Here is a 15,759-nt window from a genome sequence, read left to right on the forward strand (position 1 = left end):
ACCCGACGGTCGCGAGCCTAGATCCGTCTTCCTCCCGACGCGGGCCCCTGCGCGTGCCCGCGGGGGTCAGGGGTAGACCTGGGGTGCGACACAACCGAGACGCGACGGAGGACACAGAGCAGTGACCACCACCCAGACCTCCCCAGCCGGCAAGACCGCCAGCGACGCGGGCGACCGGCCGTACGCGACGATCAACCCGGCCACCGGCAGGACCGAGAAGGAGTTCCCCTTCCTCGACAGCGGCGAGGTCGACGGCGTCGTCGAGCGGGCGCACGCCGCGTTCCTCGAGTGGCGGCGCCGTCCCGTCGAGGAGCGCGCCGGGGTCGTGGCACGCATCGGCGAGCTGATGATCGAGCGCCGCGACCAGCTCGCCGCCCTCATCACCACCGAGATGGGCAAGCCGATCCGGGAGGCGGCCGGCGAGGCGATGCTGGTGGCCAGCATCTTCGACTACTACGCGAAGAACGGCCCGCGCTTCCTCGAGCCCCGGCCGATCGACGTGATGGACGGCGAGGCGGTCGTCGTCAACGAGCCGACCGGCGTCCTGCTGGCCATCGAGCCGTGGAACTTCCCGCTGTACCAGGTGGCCCGCGTCGCGGCGCCGAACCTCGTGCTGGGCAACGCGATCCTGCTCAAGCACGCGGAGAACAACCCGCAGACCGCACTGGCGCTGGAGCAGCTGTTCATCGACGCCGGCGTCCCCGAGGGCGTCTACACCAACCTGTTCCTGCGCATCTCCGACGTCGAGCGGGTCATCGCGCACCCGCACGTGGCCGGCGTGACGCTCACCGGCAGCGACCGGGCCGGCAGCGCGGTGGCCTCCCTGGCCGGCAAGTACCTGAAGAAGTCGGTGCTGGAGCTGGGCGGCAGCGACCCGTTCATCGTCCTCGACGCCCCCGAGGTCGCGCAGACGGTGAAGGCCGCGGCGATGTCGCGGACCATGAACGCCGGCCAGGCGTGCATCGCCGCCAAGCGGTTCATCGTCATGGACGACGTCTACGACGAGTTCGTCGCCGGCCTCGCCGACGTCTTCAAGGGTCTGCAGCCCGGCGACCCGAGCGACCCGGGGACGCGGCTGGGCCCGCTGTCGTCGGAGCGGGCGGCGGCCGACCTCAGCGCCCAGGTCCAGGACGCCATCGACAAGGGCGCGACGGTGCTCGCCGGCGGGGGCCGCCCCGACCGCGAGGGCGCCTACGTCGACGCCACCCTGCTGGCCGACGTCACCCCGGAGATGCGGGCCTACCGCGAGGAGCTGTTCGGCCCGGTGGGCGTGGTCTACCGCGTCTCCTCCGAGGAGGAGGCCGTGCGGCTGGCCAACGACACCCCGTACGGGCTGTCGGCGACGGTGTTCAGCAGCGACGTCGAGCGGGCCCGCAAGGTCGCCGACCAGGTCGACTCCGGCATGGTGTGGATCAACTCCCCGTCGGGCACCTCGGCGGAGCTGCCCTTCGGTGGCGTGAAGCGCTCCGGCTACGGCCGCGAGCTCTCCGAGCTCGGCATGTTCGAGTTCGCCAACCGCCGGCTGGTGCGCACGGCCGGGGCCAAGAAGGCGAAGCCGGCCGACGCCGCGGCCGCCGGCTGACCCGGTGGTGGCCCGGGCCCTGTCGCTGCGGGGTCCGGGCTGCCAGGCTCCGGCCATGAGGTTCACGACGACGATCGAGCTGGGTGGCAAGACCGCGACGGGGTTCGAGGTGCCCCCCGACGTCGTCGAGGCCCTGGGCTCGGGACGTCGGCCGGCGGTCACCGTGACCCTCGCCGGGCACTCCTACCGCAGCACGGTGGCGACGATGGGCGGCCGGTTCCTCGTGCCGCTGGCAGCGGAGAACCGGGAGGCCGCCGGCGTCGCGGCCGGCGACACCGTCGAGGTGGACCTCGAGCTGGACACCGCTCCGCGCGTGGTGGAGGTGCCCGCCGACCTCGCCGCCGCGCTGGACGCCGAGCCCGCGGCGCGGCGCCGGTTCGACGCCCTCTCCTACAGCCACCAGCGCCGGCACGTGCTCGCCGTGGAGGGGGCCAAGGCCGCGGCCACCCGGGAGCGCCGGGTGACCGCCGCCGTCGCCGCGCTGCTGGAGGGCTGAGGCGCGCAGGGCACACTGGGGCCGTGACGCAGGTCTGGACGACGCCGCACCGCGCGACCCCCGTGGACGCCGTCGTGGCCCTGCCCGGCTCCAAGTCGCTGACCGCCCGCGCCCTGGTGCTGGCCGCCCTCGCCGACGGGCCGGGCCGGCTGGTGCGCCCGCTGCGCGCCCGCGACACCGACCTCATGGCCGCCGCGCTGCGCGCGCTGGGCGTCCGCGTCGAGGACGACGGCGACGACTGGGTGGTGACCCCCGGGCCGCTGCGCGGCCCCGCCGAGGTCGACGCCGGGCTGGCCGGCACCGTGCTGCGCTTCCTGCCGCCGGTCGCGGCGCTCGCCGCCGGCCCGGTCCGGCTGGACGGCGACCCCCGGCTGCACGAGCGGCCCAACGCCGGCCTGATCGCGGCGCTGCGCGACCTCGGCGTCGAGGTCGACGACGGCGGCCGCGGCCGGGCCCCGTTCACCGTGCACGGCACCGGCCGGGTGCGCGGCGGCGCCGTCACCGTCGACGCGAGCGAGTCCTCGCAGATCGTCTCCGGGCTGCTGCTGGCCGCCGCCCGCTTCGACGCGGGCCTCGACCTGGCCCTCGCCGGCGGGCTGCCCTCGATGCCGCACGTGGAGATGACCGTCGAGTCCCTCCGCGAGCGCGGCGTCGAGGTCACGCCCACCGGGCGCGGGTGGCGGGTCTCCCCCGGCCCGGTCGCCGCCCGCGACGAGGTGCTGGAGCCCGACCTGTCCAACGCCGCCCCCTTCCTCGCGGCCGCGCTGGTGACCGGCGGGCGGGTCACCGTCCGCGACTGGCCGGAGCGGACCACGCAACCGGGCGGACAGCTGGACCGGCTGCTGACCGGGATGGGCGCGGCGGTGACGCGGACCGACGACGGGCTGCAGGTCAGCGGGGGCGCGACCATCGCACCGCTGGTCGCCGACCTCGGCGCGGTCGGCGAGCTCACCCCGGTGCTGGCCGCGCTGTGCGCCCTGGCCGACGGCCCGTCCCGGCTGACCGGCATCGGCCACCTGCGCGGGCACGAGACCGACCGGCTGCAGGCCCTCGACGAGGTGCTCACCGCGGTGGGGGCGACGGTGGAGCAGTTGCCCGACGGGCTCGTGGTCACCCCCGGCCCGCGGCGGCCGGCCCGCCTGGACTCCTACGCCGACCACCGCATGGTGCACGCCGCGGCCGTCCTCGGACTGGCCATCGACGGGGTCGAGGCGGCCGACCCGGGAGCGGTGACCAAGACCCTGCCCGACTTCGTCGAGCGGTGGCACGCGATGCTCGGGGCCGAGCGCTGAGCCGCCGGCACGACCGCCGGTCCGACGAGGACGACATCCGGGTCCGGCCCAGCCGCCGCGGCTCGCGGCCGCGGACCCGCACCCGGCCCACCCACGACGACGCCGTCCCGGGGCTCGTGGTCGCGGTCGACCGGGGCCGGATGACGGTGCGCGTCGACGGCCCGGACGGCGCACCGGTGGAGGTCACCGCCATGCGCGCCCGGGAGCTCGGCCGGCACGGGGTGGTCGTCGGCGACCAGGTGCGGCTGGTGGGCGACACCAGCGGGCGGACCGACACCCTGGCCCGCATCGTCGTCATCGAGGAGCGCACGACGTCCCTGCGGCGCACCGCCGACGACACCGACCCCACCGAGCGGGTCGTGGTGGCCAACGCCGACCAGCTGGTGATCGTCACCGCCGTCGCCGACCCGGACCCGGCGCTGGGCTTCCTGGACCGCTGCCTGGTGGCCGCCTACGCGGGCGGGCTCGAGCCGCTGCTGTGCCTGACCAAGACCGACCTGGCCAGCCCGCAGCCGCTGCTGGACCGCTACGCGGGTCTGGACGTCGACGCCGTCCCGATGTCGCGCGAGACGCCGCTGGACGAGCTGCTGGGCCGCCTCGACGGGCGGATGAGCGTGCTGGTGGGCCAGTCCGGTGTCGGCAAGTCGACACTGGTCAACCGGCTGGTGCCCGACGCGTTCCGGGCCACCGGCGAGGTGACCAAGGTGGGCAAGGGGCGACACACGTCCTCCTCGGCCGTGCTGCTGGACCTGCCCGGTGGGGGCACGGTCATCGACACCCCCGGCATCCGCTCCTTCGGGCTCGCGCACGTCACCGCGGAGGACGTCGTGGCCGCGTTCGACGACGTCGCCGAGGCCGCCGTCGACTGCCCGCCCGGCTGCGGGCACACCGCCGCGGACCCCGACTGCGTCCTGGACGCCTGGGCCGACGCCGGTCCCCCGGCCCGTCGCGAGCGGCTGGAGAGCCTGCGCCGGCTTCTGGACGCCGTCGGCCAGCTTGGCCCCGGCTACTAGGAGGACCCCGTCCTCCCCACGCCTCGCAGGCTCGGCGCGGGCCCCTGGACGGGGCCAGGAACCGAGGGAGACCCCGTCCTCCCCACGCCTCGCAGGCTCGGCGCGGGCCCCTGGACGGGACCAGGAACCGAGGGAGACCCCGTCCTCAGCCGAACAGGGCGTCGGGCATCGGCTCGTCGACGGCCTCGATGCGCAGGACGTGCCCGGTGCCGACCCACGTGCCGTCCAGCGCCTCGGTCCACACGCAGACGCCGGTCTGCGCGTCCAGCCGCACCAGGTACTCCGTGGGGTACTCCGCGTCGGCGAAGGCGTCCTCGCCCCACTCGGAGCGGTCGACGAGCCGGGAGCGCAGCAGCGGGCAGCAGCCGCAGCGGGGCTCGTACAGCGGCGTCGGGCGGACGACGGCCTCCCACGCCGGACGCCCGCCGTGCTCGACCTCGGCGACACCGGCCACGTCCAGCCCCGGCCCGGTGCGCTCACCGGTCCCGGGGTCGCGGCCGTCGGCGAGCTCCACCGGGTCGAGCACCGCCACCCACGAGTAGGACTGGTACATCGGCGCGTCGTAGGACAGGCCCTCCGGCCGCTCGGCGACCAGCCCGTCGGGACGCCGGACGGGCGGCGGGCCGTCGGCCGGCCACGGGGCGACCGTCTCCCGCCCACCGTCCGGGCCCAGCTGCACGACGTGCCTGCCCGGCTCGCGCACGACCTGGAGCAGGTGCCCGTCGAGGCTCTCCACCCGGACGACGTCCGGCCGGCGCAGCCAGGCCCGCACCGGCGGCAGGGCGTGCTCGCCGCGCCAGCGGACGCTGAACCGCAGCGTCGCCCAGCGCCACGGCGAGGAGCGGGCGAGGGCGCGGAAGTCGTCGGCGTCGGGCACGGGTGGAGTGTCGACGCTCCGGCCCCGGGTCCACCACCGAGTTCGTGTCCCCGCCGTGAGCGGGAGGACGCGGTCTCCCTCAGACGTCGACCCAGCCGCCGCTGCGCCAGTAGAGGCCCGCCTCGCGGGTGAGCAGGCCCTCGTCGACCAGGTAGCGGCGCAGCGCGGCGGTGTCGGGGTGCCAGACCGCCAGCAGTGCGTTGACCTCCCGCTCGGGGTAGCGGACGCCGACGTCGAACACCCGGACCAGGTGCTCGAGCACCACCCGCCGCTTGCTGTGCTGGGCCGGGATGGAGACCAGCCGCCCGTCGCGCACGAACGCCGAGAGCACGGCGTCCTCGGCCGGGTCGTCCGACAGCGGCTCCGGTGGCGGGGCGGACTCCGCGGCGGCCCGGGCAGCCGCGCCGAAGCGTTCGGTCAGCAGCTCCAGGTCGTGCCGGTCGCGGCGCACCAGCCCGGCGCGGGCCAGCCGGCGGGCGGCGAGCGCAACGTCCTTGAGAGAGAGCCCGGTGGCCTGGGCGACCTCCTCGATGGTCCGGGCACCGAGGGCGAGCGCGGCGACCACCTTGAGGCGGGCCGGGTCCGCGAGCAGCCCGGCGATCGTCGCGGCGTCCACGTCCCCGACGGTATCCGCGCATTCCCGGGACGGGGCGAGGGTAGCCCGGGGGCATGGTGAGCCCCATCGACATCCAGAAGGCCCTGAAGGGCATGGACTACCCGGCGACGAAGGACCAGATCCTCGACCACGCCAAGGGCAGCGACAAGGAGGTGCTCGAGGCACTGCAGGGCATCGAGGACCGCGAGTACGAGGGGCCCAGCGGGGTCAGCTCCGCGGTGTTCGACTGAGCGCCCGCTAGGTTCGGTGCCCATGACACCGGGCCGGGACTACACGGGTGACATGCACCTGGCGCACGTGCTCGCCGACCAGGCCGACTCGATCAGCCTCGACCGCTTCCGTGCGCTGGACCTCCAGGTCGACACCAAGCCGGACCTCACGCCGGTCACCGACGCCGACCGCGCCGTGGAGGAGCAGCTGCGGATCACCCTCGCCCGCGCGCGCACCCGCGACGCGGTGCTGGGTGAGGAGATGGGCGTGACCGGCCACGGGCCGCGGCGCTGGGTGCTCGACCCCATCGACGGGACGAAGAACTTCGTCCGCGGCGTGCCGGTGTGGGCCACGCTCATCGCCCTGTTCGACGGCGACGAGCCGGTGGTCGGGCTGGTCTCGGCACCGGCGCTCAACCGTCGCTGGTGGGCGGCGAAGGGCGTCGGGGCCTGGACCGGCCGGCGGCTGGAGTCGGCGACCCGCTGCACCGTCTCGCAGGTGGGCTCGCTCGGTGACGCCAGCCTGTCGTACTCGAGCCTGTCGGGCTGGGAGGAACGCGGCCTGCTCGGCGGCTTCCTCGACCTCACCCGGTCGGTGTGGCGCACCCGCGCCTACGGCGACTTCTGGAGCTACGTGCTGCTGGCGGAGGGCGCGGTCGACGTCGCCTGCGAGCCCGAGGTGTCGCTGTGGGACCTCGCGGCGCTCGACGTCATCGTGCGGGAGGCCGGCGGCCGCTTCACCGACCTGACCGGCGCGCCCGGTCCGGCCGGCGGCAGTGCGCTGGCGACCAACGGCGCGCTGCACGACGCCGCCCTCGGCCTGCTGCGGCCGGCCTGAGCCGTCTCCCGGCCGGCGCCTGCGCGGCCCGGCCGGGAGACGGCGGGGGTGCTGCTAGTGGCCGGTGCCCCACCCGCGGTCGGTGCCCGTCCCGCGGCCGCCCTGGAACCTGCGACGCGCCTCGTCGATCTTGGCGCGGGTCTTGGGGTCCTTCGCCATCTGCTGGGCCCGCTCGGTCACCTGCCGGATGGCCTCCTTGCCCTTGGGGCTGTTGGCCAGCTGGGTGAGCTTCGTGAACATCGACGCCATCGAGCACGCCTCTCTGTGATCGGCCGGGACCGTCTCCCGGCCCCGCTGACCGTCCCAACGGGCCGGCCGGCCTGGCCGTTCCGGCTCACTCCCCGCGCCAGCGGCGGGCCGCCGCGTGCAGCTCCGGGCTCGGCCGCGGCTCCACCAGCCGGCCGGGCTCCCGCCGCGGGGCGGTCTCGAGCCCGCTCCCGCGCGCCGCGAGGAGGGCGGCACCGACGGCGGACGCGCTGCGGATCGGCAGGTACCGCACCGGCACCCCGAGGACGTCGGCGACCAGCTGGGAGACCACCGGGGACCGCCCGCCGCCCCCGGTGAGCACGACCGGCCCCTCGCCTCCGAGCAGCTCCGCTGCCGCGCCCACCGCGAACACCACGCCCTCGACCGCGGCCCGGGCGAGGTCGGCGCGGGTGGTGCCGGCCGACAGGCCCGTCCAGCTCCCCCGGTCCGCCGGACCCGCCACGGCACCGCGCTCGCCGGTGAGGAACGGCCGGAAGACCACTCCCCCGGCGCCGGCCGGTGCGCCCGCGGCGGCGTCGAGGAGCTCGGCGGTGTCGATCCCCAGGACCTGGCACACCCACGACCAGGCCAGCCCGCCGTTCTGCAGCGCGGCCATGGCGTACCAGCCGTCGTCGACGTCGGCGTAGCAGTGCACCGGCGGGTCGTCGGCCGGCGCGGGCGTGCGTCCCGGCGCGAGCACCTGGGCGCCGGTGCCCAGGTTGACCTGGCGGGCGGCGCCGGTGCCCGCGGCCAGCAGCGCCAGCGGGGTGTCCGCGCCGCCCACCACCACCGGCACCTCCCTGACCGGGAGGGCGGCGGTGCCCACCACCTCCGCGGAGGGGCGCACCGCCGGCAGCTGGGCGGGGTCGATCCCGGCGGCGGCGGTCGCGGCGGCCGACCAGCCGTCGGCGACGACGTCCCACAGCAGCGTGCCCGAGGCGTCGCTGCGGTCGGTGACCCGCGGGTCGGCGTCGGGCACGAGCGTGGCGCGCACGGCGTCCTTGGGCAGCAGCACCGCGGCCGCCCGCGCCACGAGCTGCGGCCGGTGCGCCGCGAGCCAGGCGAGGACCGGGCCGGTCATGCCGGGCACCAGCGGGTTGGCCAGCGCGGCGCGCGCGTCGTCGGGCAGCGCGCGCCAGCGGGCCACCTCGCCGGCGGCGCGGGCGTCGGGCCAGAGCACGGCGGGGGCCAGCGGGGCGCCGGCCGCGTCCACCAGGACGGCGCCGTGCATCTGCCCGGACAGGCCCAGCCCCACCACCCGCCGGCCGGCCAGCGCCGGGGCGACCTGCGCGAGCGCGTCGTCGAGGGCCCGCCGCCAGCGCGCCGGGTCGGTCTCCGCCCACCCGCCACGCGGGCGGTCCAGGTCGTAGCCGGACTCGCCCTCAGCGACCACGGCGCCGGACTCGTCGAGCGCGACCAGCTTGAGCCCGCTCGTGCCGACGTCGGCACCGAGCAGGACGGCGCTCACCGCGGCCGGTGCACCGTGCCGCCGCTGCGGCCGTTGCGGTCGGCGAGCAGCCCCGCGAGCGTGCTGAGCGCGATCTCCGGCGGCGTCCGGGAGCCGATGTCCAGGCCGATCGGCCGGTGCACGCGCGCCACCTCCTCCGGCGGCACGCCGAGCGCGGCCAGAGCGGCGACGTGCGGGCCCTCGTGCCGTGGGTTGCCCATCACCCCGACCCAGCGCACCGGTCGGGCCAGCGCGTCGCGCAGCACCTCGCCCAGCTCGGGCCGGTGGTGGTCGGTGACGACGACGTCGGCGTCGGCCAGGTCGCCGTCCAGCGCGGCGAAGCCGGGGACGTCGGCGCCACGTGCCGGGTCCGGGTCGAGCAGCACCGTGCGGAAGCCGAGCTCGGGTGCCCACCGCTGGAGCACCTCGGCCACCGGCGAGGCGAAGACGGCGACCAGGACCCGCCCGGTCTGCTCCCCGGCCGGGGCGCCGTGGGCCACCCCGCAGGTCGGGTCGACGCTCACCGCGCACTCCGCTCCGGGCTGTCGCCGTAGGCGTAGGAGGCGTCGGCGTACCGGCTGCCCTCGGCCACCCCGGGCGGGGCGATCGCCGACAGCCGCGCCAGCTCGTCGTCCGACAGCTCGACGGCCGCCGCGCCGACGTTCTCCTCCAGGTAGGACCGCCGCTTCGTGCCGGGGATCGGGACGACGTCGTCCCCCTGCGCCAGCACCCACGCCAGCGCCAGCTGGCCGGGGGTGCAGCCCTTCTCCTCCGCCATCGCCCGGACGGCGTCGACCAGCCGCAGGTTGGCTGCGAAGGCGTCCCCGGTGAAGCGCGGGTGGCCGCGCCGGAAGTCGTCCTCCGCGAAGTCCTCCGGGCTGGTGACCGCCCCGGTGAGGAAGCCGCGGCCCAGCGGGCTGAACGGCACGATCCCGATCCCGTGCTCGCGGGCCACACCCAGCACCTCGCCCTCCAGGTCGCGCGTCCACAGCGACCACTCGCTCTGCAGCGCCGCGATCGGGTGGACGGCGACGGCACGGCGGATCGACGCGGCGCTGGCCTCGGACAGGCCGAGGTGGCGGACCTTGCCCTGCTGCACCAGCTCGGCCATCGCCCCGACGGTGTCCTCGATCGGCACCCGCGGGTCGACCCGGTGCTGGTAGTAGAGGTCGATCACGTCGACGCGCAGCCGGCGCAGGCTCGCCTCGGCGCAGGCCCGCACGTTCTCCGGGCGGCCGTCGATCGCCATACCGCCGTCCCGGCGGGACAGCGAGAACTTGGTGGCCAGCTGCACCTCGTCGCGCCGCGCGGCGATCGCCTCGCCGACGAGCTCCTCGTTGTGGCCGTCGCCGTACACGTCGGAGGTGTCCAGGAAGGTGACGCCGAGGTCGAGCGCCCGGTGGAGGGTGGCGATCGACTCGTCGCGGTCGGCGGCGCCGTAGCTCTGGCTCATCCCCATGCAGCCCAGGCCGAGGGTGGAGACGACCAGGCCGTCGCGGCCGAGCGGGCGGGTGCCGAGAGGTGGGTTGGGGGTCACCCCGGCATCCTCGCGCCGCCGCTCCCCGGGCCGCCACCGCCCGGCTGCTGCAGGACCACCGGCAGCCGCTCCAGGCCGTGGACGATGACGCTGCGCCGGTGACGCAGCTCCTCCGGCGGCACGGCCAGGCGCAGGCCGGGGAACCGGTCGAGCAGCGACCGCAGGGCCACCTCGCCCTCCAGCCGGGCCAGCGGCGCCCCCAGGCAGTGGTGCAGGCCGTGACCGAAGGCCAGGTGCCCACCCGTGTCCCGGTCGGGGTCGAGCAGCTCCGGCCGGTCGAAGCGGTCCGGGTCGCGGTTGGCCGCGCCCACCGAGAGCGTCACCACCGATCCCGCGGGGATGGTGGTGCCCGAGTACTCGACGTCCTCGGCGGCGAAGCGGAACGGGGCGTTGTGCACGGGGCCGTCCCAGCGCAGGAACTCCTCGACGGCCGCCGGGATGCGGTCCGGGTCGGTGAGCAGGTGCTCGCGCAGCGCGCCATCGGTGGCCACGCCCAGCACCGCGTTGCCGACGAGGTTGGCCGTGGTCTCGTGACCGGCGATGAGCAGCAGCACGCCCATCGCGACGACCTCCTCGGTGCTGAGCTGGTCACCGGCCTCGGAGACCTCGACCAGGGCGGAGACCAGGGCGCCGTCCGGGGAGCGCCGCTTGGTCTCGACGAGGTCGTACAGGTAGCGGGCCAGCCCCGCGGTGGCCTGCTGCTCGTCGACGTCGTCGTGGTCGTCGACCAGCGCGCGCGACCACGTGCCGAAGGCGTCGCGGTCGGTGTCGGGCACCCCGAGCAGCTCGCAGATCACGGCCATGGGCAGCGGCACCGCGTAGGTGGCCAGCAGGTCGACCGGCTCCCCGGTGGGCAGCGCGTCGAGCAGGCCGGCGGCCAGGGCCTCGATGCGGGGTCGCAGCTCGGCGGTGCGCCGCGGGGTGAAGGCCCGCGCGACCAGCCGGCGCAGCCGCGTGTGGTCCGGCGGGTCGAGCAGGATCATCATCGAGCCGAACGGGCCCGGCAGGCGCGGCGCCCGCGCGCGGACCTCCGGTGGCAGCGTCGCCCGGTGGTCCTTGACCAGCCGGGGGTCGGTGAAGGCGGCGCGCACGTCGTCGTAGCGGGTGATCAGCCACGTGCTGCCGCCCCGGGGCAGCGCCACCTCGCACACCGGGGCTCCGTCGCGCAGCCGCTCGTAGGCGGGGTACGGGTCCCGCCAGAACGACCCCTGGAACAGCGGGCCGTCGACCGCCGCCACCTCGGGCTCCCGGCTCATCCCCCCAGCGTCGGGCCCGCCGGCCGGGGCGGCAAGGCGGGGCCGGGGACCTCGAGCTCAGCCCCGCGACAGGCCGTCGATGCGCGCGACCTCCTCGTCGGTCAGGGCGAAGCCCCCGACGGCGAGGTTGGCGCGGATCCGCTCCGGGCTGGCCGACCGGGGGATGACGACGACGCCGTGCTGCACGTGCCAGCGCAGCACCACCTGCGCCGGGGTGACGCCGTGGACCTCGGCGACCTCCCGCAGCACGGGGTCGGTGAGGTCGCTGTTCAGGAACGGGCTGTAGCCCTCGAGGACGATCCCGCGCTCCCGGTGCCCTGCCTCGACCGCGGCGTCGTAGCGCGCCGGCGCCCAGCTGACCTGGTTCACCTGCGGCACCACCCCGGTCGCCCGTGCCAGCCGGTCGACCTGCTCCAGCGAGTGGTTGCTCACCCCGACGGCCCGGGCACGGCCGGCCTCCCGGGCGGCGACGAAGCGTTCCCACAGGGCCTCACCGGCGTCGCGGGGCGGCCAGTGGACCAGCCACAGGTCCACCGCGTCGAGCCCCAGCGCGTCCAGCGACGCGGCCAGGGTCCGGTCGGCGCGGTCGGCGTCCCGGGGGTGCAGCTTGGTGGTCACGAAGACCTCGTCGCGGTCGATGCCGGAGTCGCGCAGCGCCCGCCCGACGTCGGCCTCGTTGCGGTACATGGTCGCGGTGTCCAGGTGCCGGTAGCCGGCGTCCAGGGCGGTGCGGACGGCGTCGTAGCAGGTGGACCCGGTCAGCTGCCAGGTGCCGAAGCCGAGCAGGGGCATGCTGCCGCCGCCGGGGAGCGGCACCGTCGGGACGGTCTCGGTCATGCCGACCCGGTGCCCGGCCCGCCGCCGGACGACACCCCCGCACGGGCGCCGGCCGTCTGGTGGGATGGCGGGGTCCACCCCGCCCGTCTGGAGGCCCCGTGCAGTACGCCGAGTCCGTGATCGACCTGGTCGGCAACACCCCGCTGGTGCGGCTCACCTCCGTCACCCGCGACCTGGGCCCCGACGCGCCGCTCGTGCTCGCCAAGGTCGAGTACCTCAACCCCGGCGGCTCGGTGAAGGACCGCATCGCCGTGCGCATGGTCGACGCCGCCGAGGCCAGCGGCGCGCTGCGACCGGGCGGCACCATCGTGGAGCCGACCAGCGGCAACACCGGCATCGGCCTGGCGCTGGTGGCCCAGCAGCGCGGGTACCGCTGCATCTTCGTCTGCCCCGACAAGGTGGGCCAGGAGAAGATCAACGTGCTCAAGGCCTACGGCGCGGAGGTCGTCGTCTGCCCCACCGCCGTCGACCCCGCCGACCCGCGCTCCTACTACTCGGTGTCCGACCGGCTCACCCGCGAGACGCCCGGCGGGTGGAAGCCCGACCAGTACTCCAACCCGGCCAACCCGCGGTCCCACTACGAGACCACCGGGCCGGAGATCTGGGCGCAGACCGAGGGCCGGGTCACCCACTTCGTCACCGGCATGGGCACCGGCGGCACGATCAGCGGCACCGGGCGCTACCTCAAGGAGGCCTCCGGCGGGCGGGTGCGCGTCATCGGCGCCGACCCGGAGGGGTCGGTCTACTCCGGCGGCACCGGCCGGCCGTACCTGGTCGAGGGCGTCGGCGAGGACTTCTGGCCCTCCACCTACGACCGCACCATCGCCGACGAGGTGATCGCCGTCAGCGACGGCGACTCCTTCGCGATGACCCGGCGGCTGGCCCGCGAGGAGGGGCTGCTGGTCGGCGGCTCCTGCGGGATGGCCGTGGTCGCCGCGCTGCGCGCCGCCGAGGGGCTGACCCGGGATGACGTCCTCGTCGTCCTGCTGCCCGACGGCGGCCGGGGCTACCTCGGCAAGATCTTCAGCGACGAGTGGATGGCCGACTACGGCTTCCTCGACGCCACCGGCGGGGAGACCGTCGGCGAGCTGCTGCGCAGCAAGTCCGGCGAGACGCCGACGCTGGTGCACACCCACCCCAACGAGACCGTCCGCGAGGCGATCGACATCCTGCGCGAGTACGGCGTCAGCCAGCTGCCGGTGGTGCGCGCCGAGCCGCCGGTGACCGCCGGCGAGGTGGTCGGCTCGGTCGACGAGAAGACGCTGCTCGACGCGCTGTTCGAGGGCCGCGCCCGGCTCGGCGACCGGGTGGAGCGGCACATGTCGGCGCCGCTGCCCATCATCGGCTCGGGCGAGGCGGTCAACGCGGCGGTGGCGGCGCTGGGCGCCGCGGACGCGCTGCTGGTGCACGTCGACGGCAAGCCGGCCGGCGTGGTCACCCGGCAGGACGTGCTGGGGCACCTGGCCGGGCTCACGCCTACGGTCGGCGCATGACCGGTTTCAACACCCGCGCGATCCACGCCGGGCAGGAGCCCGACCCGGCCACCGGGGCGGTCATCGTCCCCGTGCACCTCACGACGACCTACAAGCAGGACGGCGTCGGCGGCCTGCGCGGCGGATACGAGTACAGCCGCAGCGGCAACCCGACCCGGACGGCGCTGCAGGAGGCGCTGGCCGCGCTGGAGCAGGGCACCGCGGGCCTGGCCTTCGCCTCGGGCCTCGCCGCCGAGGACACCCTGCTGCGCACCGTCTGCGAACCCGGCAGCCACGTCGTCCTCGGCGGGGACGCCTACGGCGGCACGTACCGGCTGATCTCGAAGGTGGCCGCGCGGTGGGGCGTGGAGCACACCCCGGCCGACCTCAACGACGTCGACGCGCTGCGGGCGGCGATCCGGCCGACCACGCGGGTCGTGTGGTGCGAGACCCCGACCAACCCGCTGCTCAACATCGCCGACATCGCCCTGGTGGCCGAGGTCGCGCACGAGGCGGGCGCGCTGCTCGTCGTCGACAACACCTTCGCCTCGCCCTACCTGCAGCAGCCGCTGACCCTCGGGGCGGACGTCGTCGTGCACTCGACCACCAAGTACCTGGGCGGGCACTCCGACGTCGTCGGCGGCGCCCTCGTCGTCGGCGAGGACGCCGACCTCGCCGAGCGGCTGGCCTTCCACCACAACGCGATGGGCGCCGTGGCCGGCCCGTTCGACTCGTGGCTGGTGCTGCGCGGCCTCAAGACCCTCGGCGTGCGCATGGACCGCCACCAGGCCAACGCCGCCCGCATCGCGGAGTTCCTGCTGGACTCCGACGCGGTCACCTCGGTGCTCTACCCGGGCCTGCCCGACCACCCCGGGCACGACATCGCCGTGAAGCAGATGTCCGGCTCGGGCGGGATGCTGTCGTTCCGGCTGGCCGGTGGCGAGGAGGCGGCGCTGCGGGTCTGCGAGCGGGCGCGGGTGTTCACCCTCGCGGAGTCCCTGGGCGGCGTGGAGTCGCTCATCGAGCACCCCGGCCGGATGACCCACGCCAGTGCCGCCGGGTCGCCGCTGGAGGTGCCGGCGGACCTGGTCCGGCTGTCGGTGGGCATCGAGGACGTCGAGGACCTGCTGGCCGACCTGGAACAGGCCCTCGCCTGAGCGTGACCCCGTCGCCGCGGCCGGGGAGGATGCCCCCGTGACCACGACCGACCGCACGCCCGACCTCGCCGCGATCGAGCAGCAGCGCGCCCGCATCCGCGACGCCCACCTCAAGCCGGCCGGAGAGCGCCCCGCCTCGACCGCGCGGGGGCTGCACCACACCGCGCTCATCAGCAGCGACGTCGAGCGGACCGTCCGCTTCTACCAGGACGTCCTCGGCTTCCCGCTCACCGAGCTGATCGAGAACCGCGACTACCCGGGGTCGTCGCACTTCTTCTTCGACATCGGCAACGGCAACCTCGTCGCGTTCTTCGACTTCCCGGGCCTCGACGTGGGCCCCTACGCCGAGGTCCTCGGCGGCCTGCACCACATGGCGATCAGCGTCGAGCCGCAGCGGTGGGAGGAGCTGGTGCGGCGGCTGGAGGAGGCGGGCGTGCCGCACGAGGTGCACAGCGGCGTCTCGGTCTACTTCCGCGACCCCGACGGCGCCCGCATCGAGCTCATCGCCGACCCGCTGGGCGAGATGTACGGACACCACGTCCTGTAGCCGGCCGCCGCCCGGTCACCGGGCCGCGTCGACCAGGTCGGCGTACTCGGGGTGCCGCTCGATCCAGCCGCGGATGAACGAGCACCGGGGCACGGCCCGCAGCCCGCGCGACCGGACGTCGTCCAGCGCGCCGCGGGCCAGCGTGCTGCCCACACCGCTGCCCTCCTGGTCGGGGTCAACCTCGGTGTGGGTGAACACCACCCGGTCCCCGTCGCGCTGGTAGGCGGCCAGGCCGAGGACGCGCTCCCCGTCGCGGATCTCGTAGCGGTCGGCTCCCGGGACGTCCCGGACGGTCAGCTCCATGGTCGCGGCAACCCGCGCCGGCCCGGCGCTGTTC

General features: G+C 75.8%; 18 protein-coding genes. 9 read left to right on the top strand and 9 right to left on the bottom strand.

Annotated elements, in window-relative coordinates; all coding sequences use genetic code 11:
* Positions 1-121: 121 nt before the first annotated feature.
* Genes ACI79E_RS04120 through rsgA form a run of 4 tightly spaced genes read left to right on the top strand, consistent with a single transcriptional unit; the run spans position 122 to position 4,383 of the window.
* Positions 122-1,582, top strand: coding sequence for an NAD-dependent succinate-semialdehyde dehydrogenase (locus ACI79E_RS04120; protein WP_456931271.1), 1,461 nt, complete (start codon positions 122-124; stop codon positions 1,580-1,582).
* A gap of 55 nt (positions 1,583-1,637) precedes the next feature.
* Positions 1,638-2,078, top strand: a complete 441-nt coding sequence (locus ACI79E_RS04125; protein ID WP_456931272.1) for a YdeI/OmpD-associated family protein — start codon at positions 1,638-1,640, stop codon at positions 2,076-2,078.
* Positions 2,079-2,101: 23 nt separating this feature from the next.
* On the top strand, positions 2,102-3,370 hold the full coding sequence (gene aroA, locus ACI79E_RS04130) for a 3-phosphoshikimate 1-carboxyvinyltransferase (protein WP_456931273.1): 1,269 nt from the start codon (positions 2,102-2,104) through the stop codon (positions 3,368-3,370).
* Positions 3,340-4,383 carry a ribosome small subunit-dependent GTPase A gene (rsgA, locus tag ACI79E_RS04135; protein WP_456931274.1) on the top strand — a complete coding sequence of 348 codons (1,044 nt, stop codon included), beginning with the start codon at positions 3,340-3,342 and terminating at the stop codon, positions 4,381-4,383. Before aroA ends, rsgA begins: the two co-directional genes overlap by 31 nt.
* A 145-nt stretch (positions 4,384-4,528) precedes the next feature.
* On the opposite strand, the gene ACI79E_RS04140 is transcribed toward rsgA, so the two are convergent.
* Both ACI79E_RS04140 and ACI79E_RS04145 read right to left on the bottom strand, forming a co-directional pair.
* Entirely contained in the window at positions 4,529-5,260 is a 732-nt protein-coding gene (locus ACI79E_RS04140) for a hypothetical protein (protein WP_456931275.1), read from the bottom strand.
* 79 nt (positions 5,261-5,339) lie between these two features.
* A complete protein-coding gene (locus tag ACI79E_RS04145) occupies positions 5,340-5,876 on the bottom strand; it encodes a DUF2087 domain-containing protein (RefSeq protein WP_456931276.1) in 537 nt (178 codons plus the stop codon).
* Between the two features lie 53 nt (positions 5,877-5,929).
* On the opposite strand from ACI79E_RS04145, the gene ACI79E_RS04150 reads away from it, so the two are divergent.
* Both ACI79E_RS04150 and hisN read left to right on the top strand, forming a co-directional pair.
* Entirely contained in the window at positions 5,930-6,106 is a 177-nt protein-coding gene (locus tag ACI79E_RS04150) for a DUF2795 domain-containing protein (protein ID WP_456931277.1), read from the top strand.
* A gap of 22 nt (positions 6,107-6,128) precedes the next feature.
* On the top strand, positions 6,129-6,923 hold the full coding sequence (gene hisN / locus ACI79E_RS04155) for a histidinol-phosphatase (protein WP_456931278.1): 795 nt from the start codon (positions 6,129-6,131) through the stop codon (positions 6,921-6,923).
* Between the two features lie 54 nt (positions 6,924-6,977).
* Here the strand turns inward: hisN and ACI79E_RS04160 are convergent, their stop codons facing one another.
* The 6 genes from ACI79E_RS04160 to ACI79E_RS04185 all read right to left on the bottom strand — a co-directional run bounded on the left by ACI79E_RS04160 (position 6,978) and on the right by ACI79E_RS04185 (position 12,246).
* The gene (locus tag ACI79E_RS04160) at positions 6,978-7,172 is read right to left on the bottom strand and encodes a hypothetical protein (protein ID WP_456931279.1); all 195 of its coding nucleotides are present in this window, start codon (positions 7,170-7,172) and stop codon (positions 6,978-6,980) included.
* A gap of 85 nt (positions 7,173-7,257) precedes the next feature.
* Positions 7,258-8,637 carry a xylulokinase gene (locus ACI79E_RS04165; protein WP_456931280.1) on the bottom strand — a complete coding sequence of 460 codons (1,380 nt, stop codon included), beginning with the start codon at positions 8,635-8,637 and terminating at the stop codon, positions 7,258-7,260.
* Entirely contained in the window at positions 8,634-9,140 is a 507-nt protein-coding gene (locus ACI79E_RS04170; protein WP_456931281.1) for an XdhC family protein, read from the bottom strand. Before ACI79E_RS04170 ends, ACI79E_RS04165 begins: the two co-directional genes overlap by 4 nt.
* Entirely contained in the window at positions 9,137-10,153 is a 1,017-nt protein-coding gene (locus ACI79E_RS04175; RefSeq protein WP_456931282.1) for an aldo/keto reductase, read from the bottom strand. The genes ACI79E_RS04170 and ACI79E_RS04175 overlap by 4 nt, the downstream gene beginning before the upstream one ends.
* Positions 10,150-11,409, bottom strand: coding sequence for a cytochrome P450 family protein (locus tag ACI79E_RS04180; protein ID WP_456931283.1), 1,260 nt, complete (start codon positions 11,407-11,409; stop codon positions 10,150-10,152). The genes ACI79E_RS04175 and ACI79E_RS04180 overlap by 4 nt, the downstream gene beginning before the upstream one ends.
* Positions 11,410-11,466: 57 nt before the next feature.
* Positions 11,467-12,246 carry an aldo/keto reductase gene (locus tag ACI79E_RS04185; protein WP_456931284.1) on the bottom strand — a complete coding sequence of 260 codons (780 nt, stop codon included), beginning with the start codon at positions 12,244-12,246 and terminating at the stop codon, positions 11,467-11,469.
* A gap of 98 nt (positions 12,247-12,344) precedes the next feature.
* Between ACI79E_RS04185 and ACI79E_RS04190 the strand changes: the two genes are divergently transcribed.
* From ACI79E_RS04190 to ACI79E_RS04200, 3 genes are read left to right on the top strand one after another with little or no spacing between them, the layout of a single operon-like run.
* The gene (locus ACI79E_RS04190) at positions 12,345-13,739 is read left to right on the top strand and encodes a cystathionine beta-synthase (RefSeq protein ID WP_456931285.1); all 1,395 of its coding nucleotides are present in this window, start codon (positions 12,345-12,347) and stop codon (positions 13,737-13,739) included.
* Positions 13,736-14,875: a cystathionine gamma-synthase gene (locus ACI79E_RS04195; RefSeq protein WP_456931286.1), complete on the top strand. Its 1,140-nt coding sequence runs from the start codon at positions 13,736-13,738 to the stop codon at positions 14,873-14,875. Before ACI79E_RS04190 ends, ACI79E_RS04195 begins: the two co-directional genes overlap by 4 nt.
* A 37-nt stretch (positions 14,876-14,912) precedes the next feature.
* On the top strand, positions 14,913-15,422 hold the full coding sequence (locus ACI79E_RS04200) for a VOC family protein (RefSeq protein WP_456931287.1): 510 nt from the start codon (positions 14,913-14,915) through the stop codon (positions 15,420-15,422).
* Between the two features lie 15 nt (positions 15,423-15,437).
* On the opposite strand, the gene ACI79E_RS04205 is transcribed toward ACI79E_RS04200, so the two are convergent.
* Complete coding sequence (locus ACI79E_RS04205) at positions 15,438-15,725, bottom strand: GNAT family N-acetyltransferase (RefSeq protein WP_456931288.1); 288 nt, start codon at positions 15,723-15,725, stop codon at positions 15,438-15,440.
* Positions 15,726-15,759: the final 34 nt, after the last annotated feature.

It is taken from the genome of Geodermatophilus sp. SYSU D00079 (assembly GCF_054050635.1).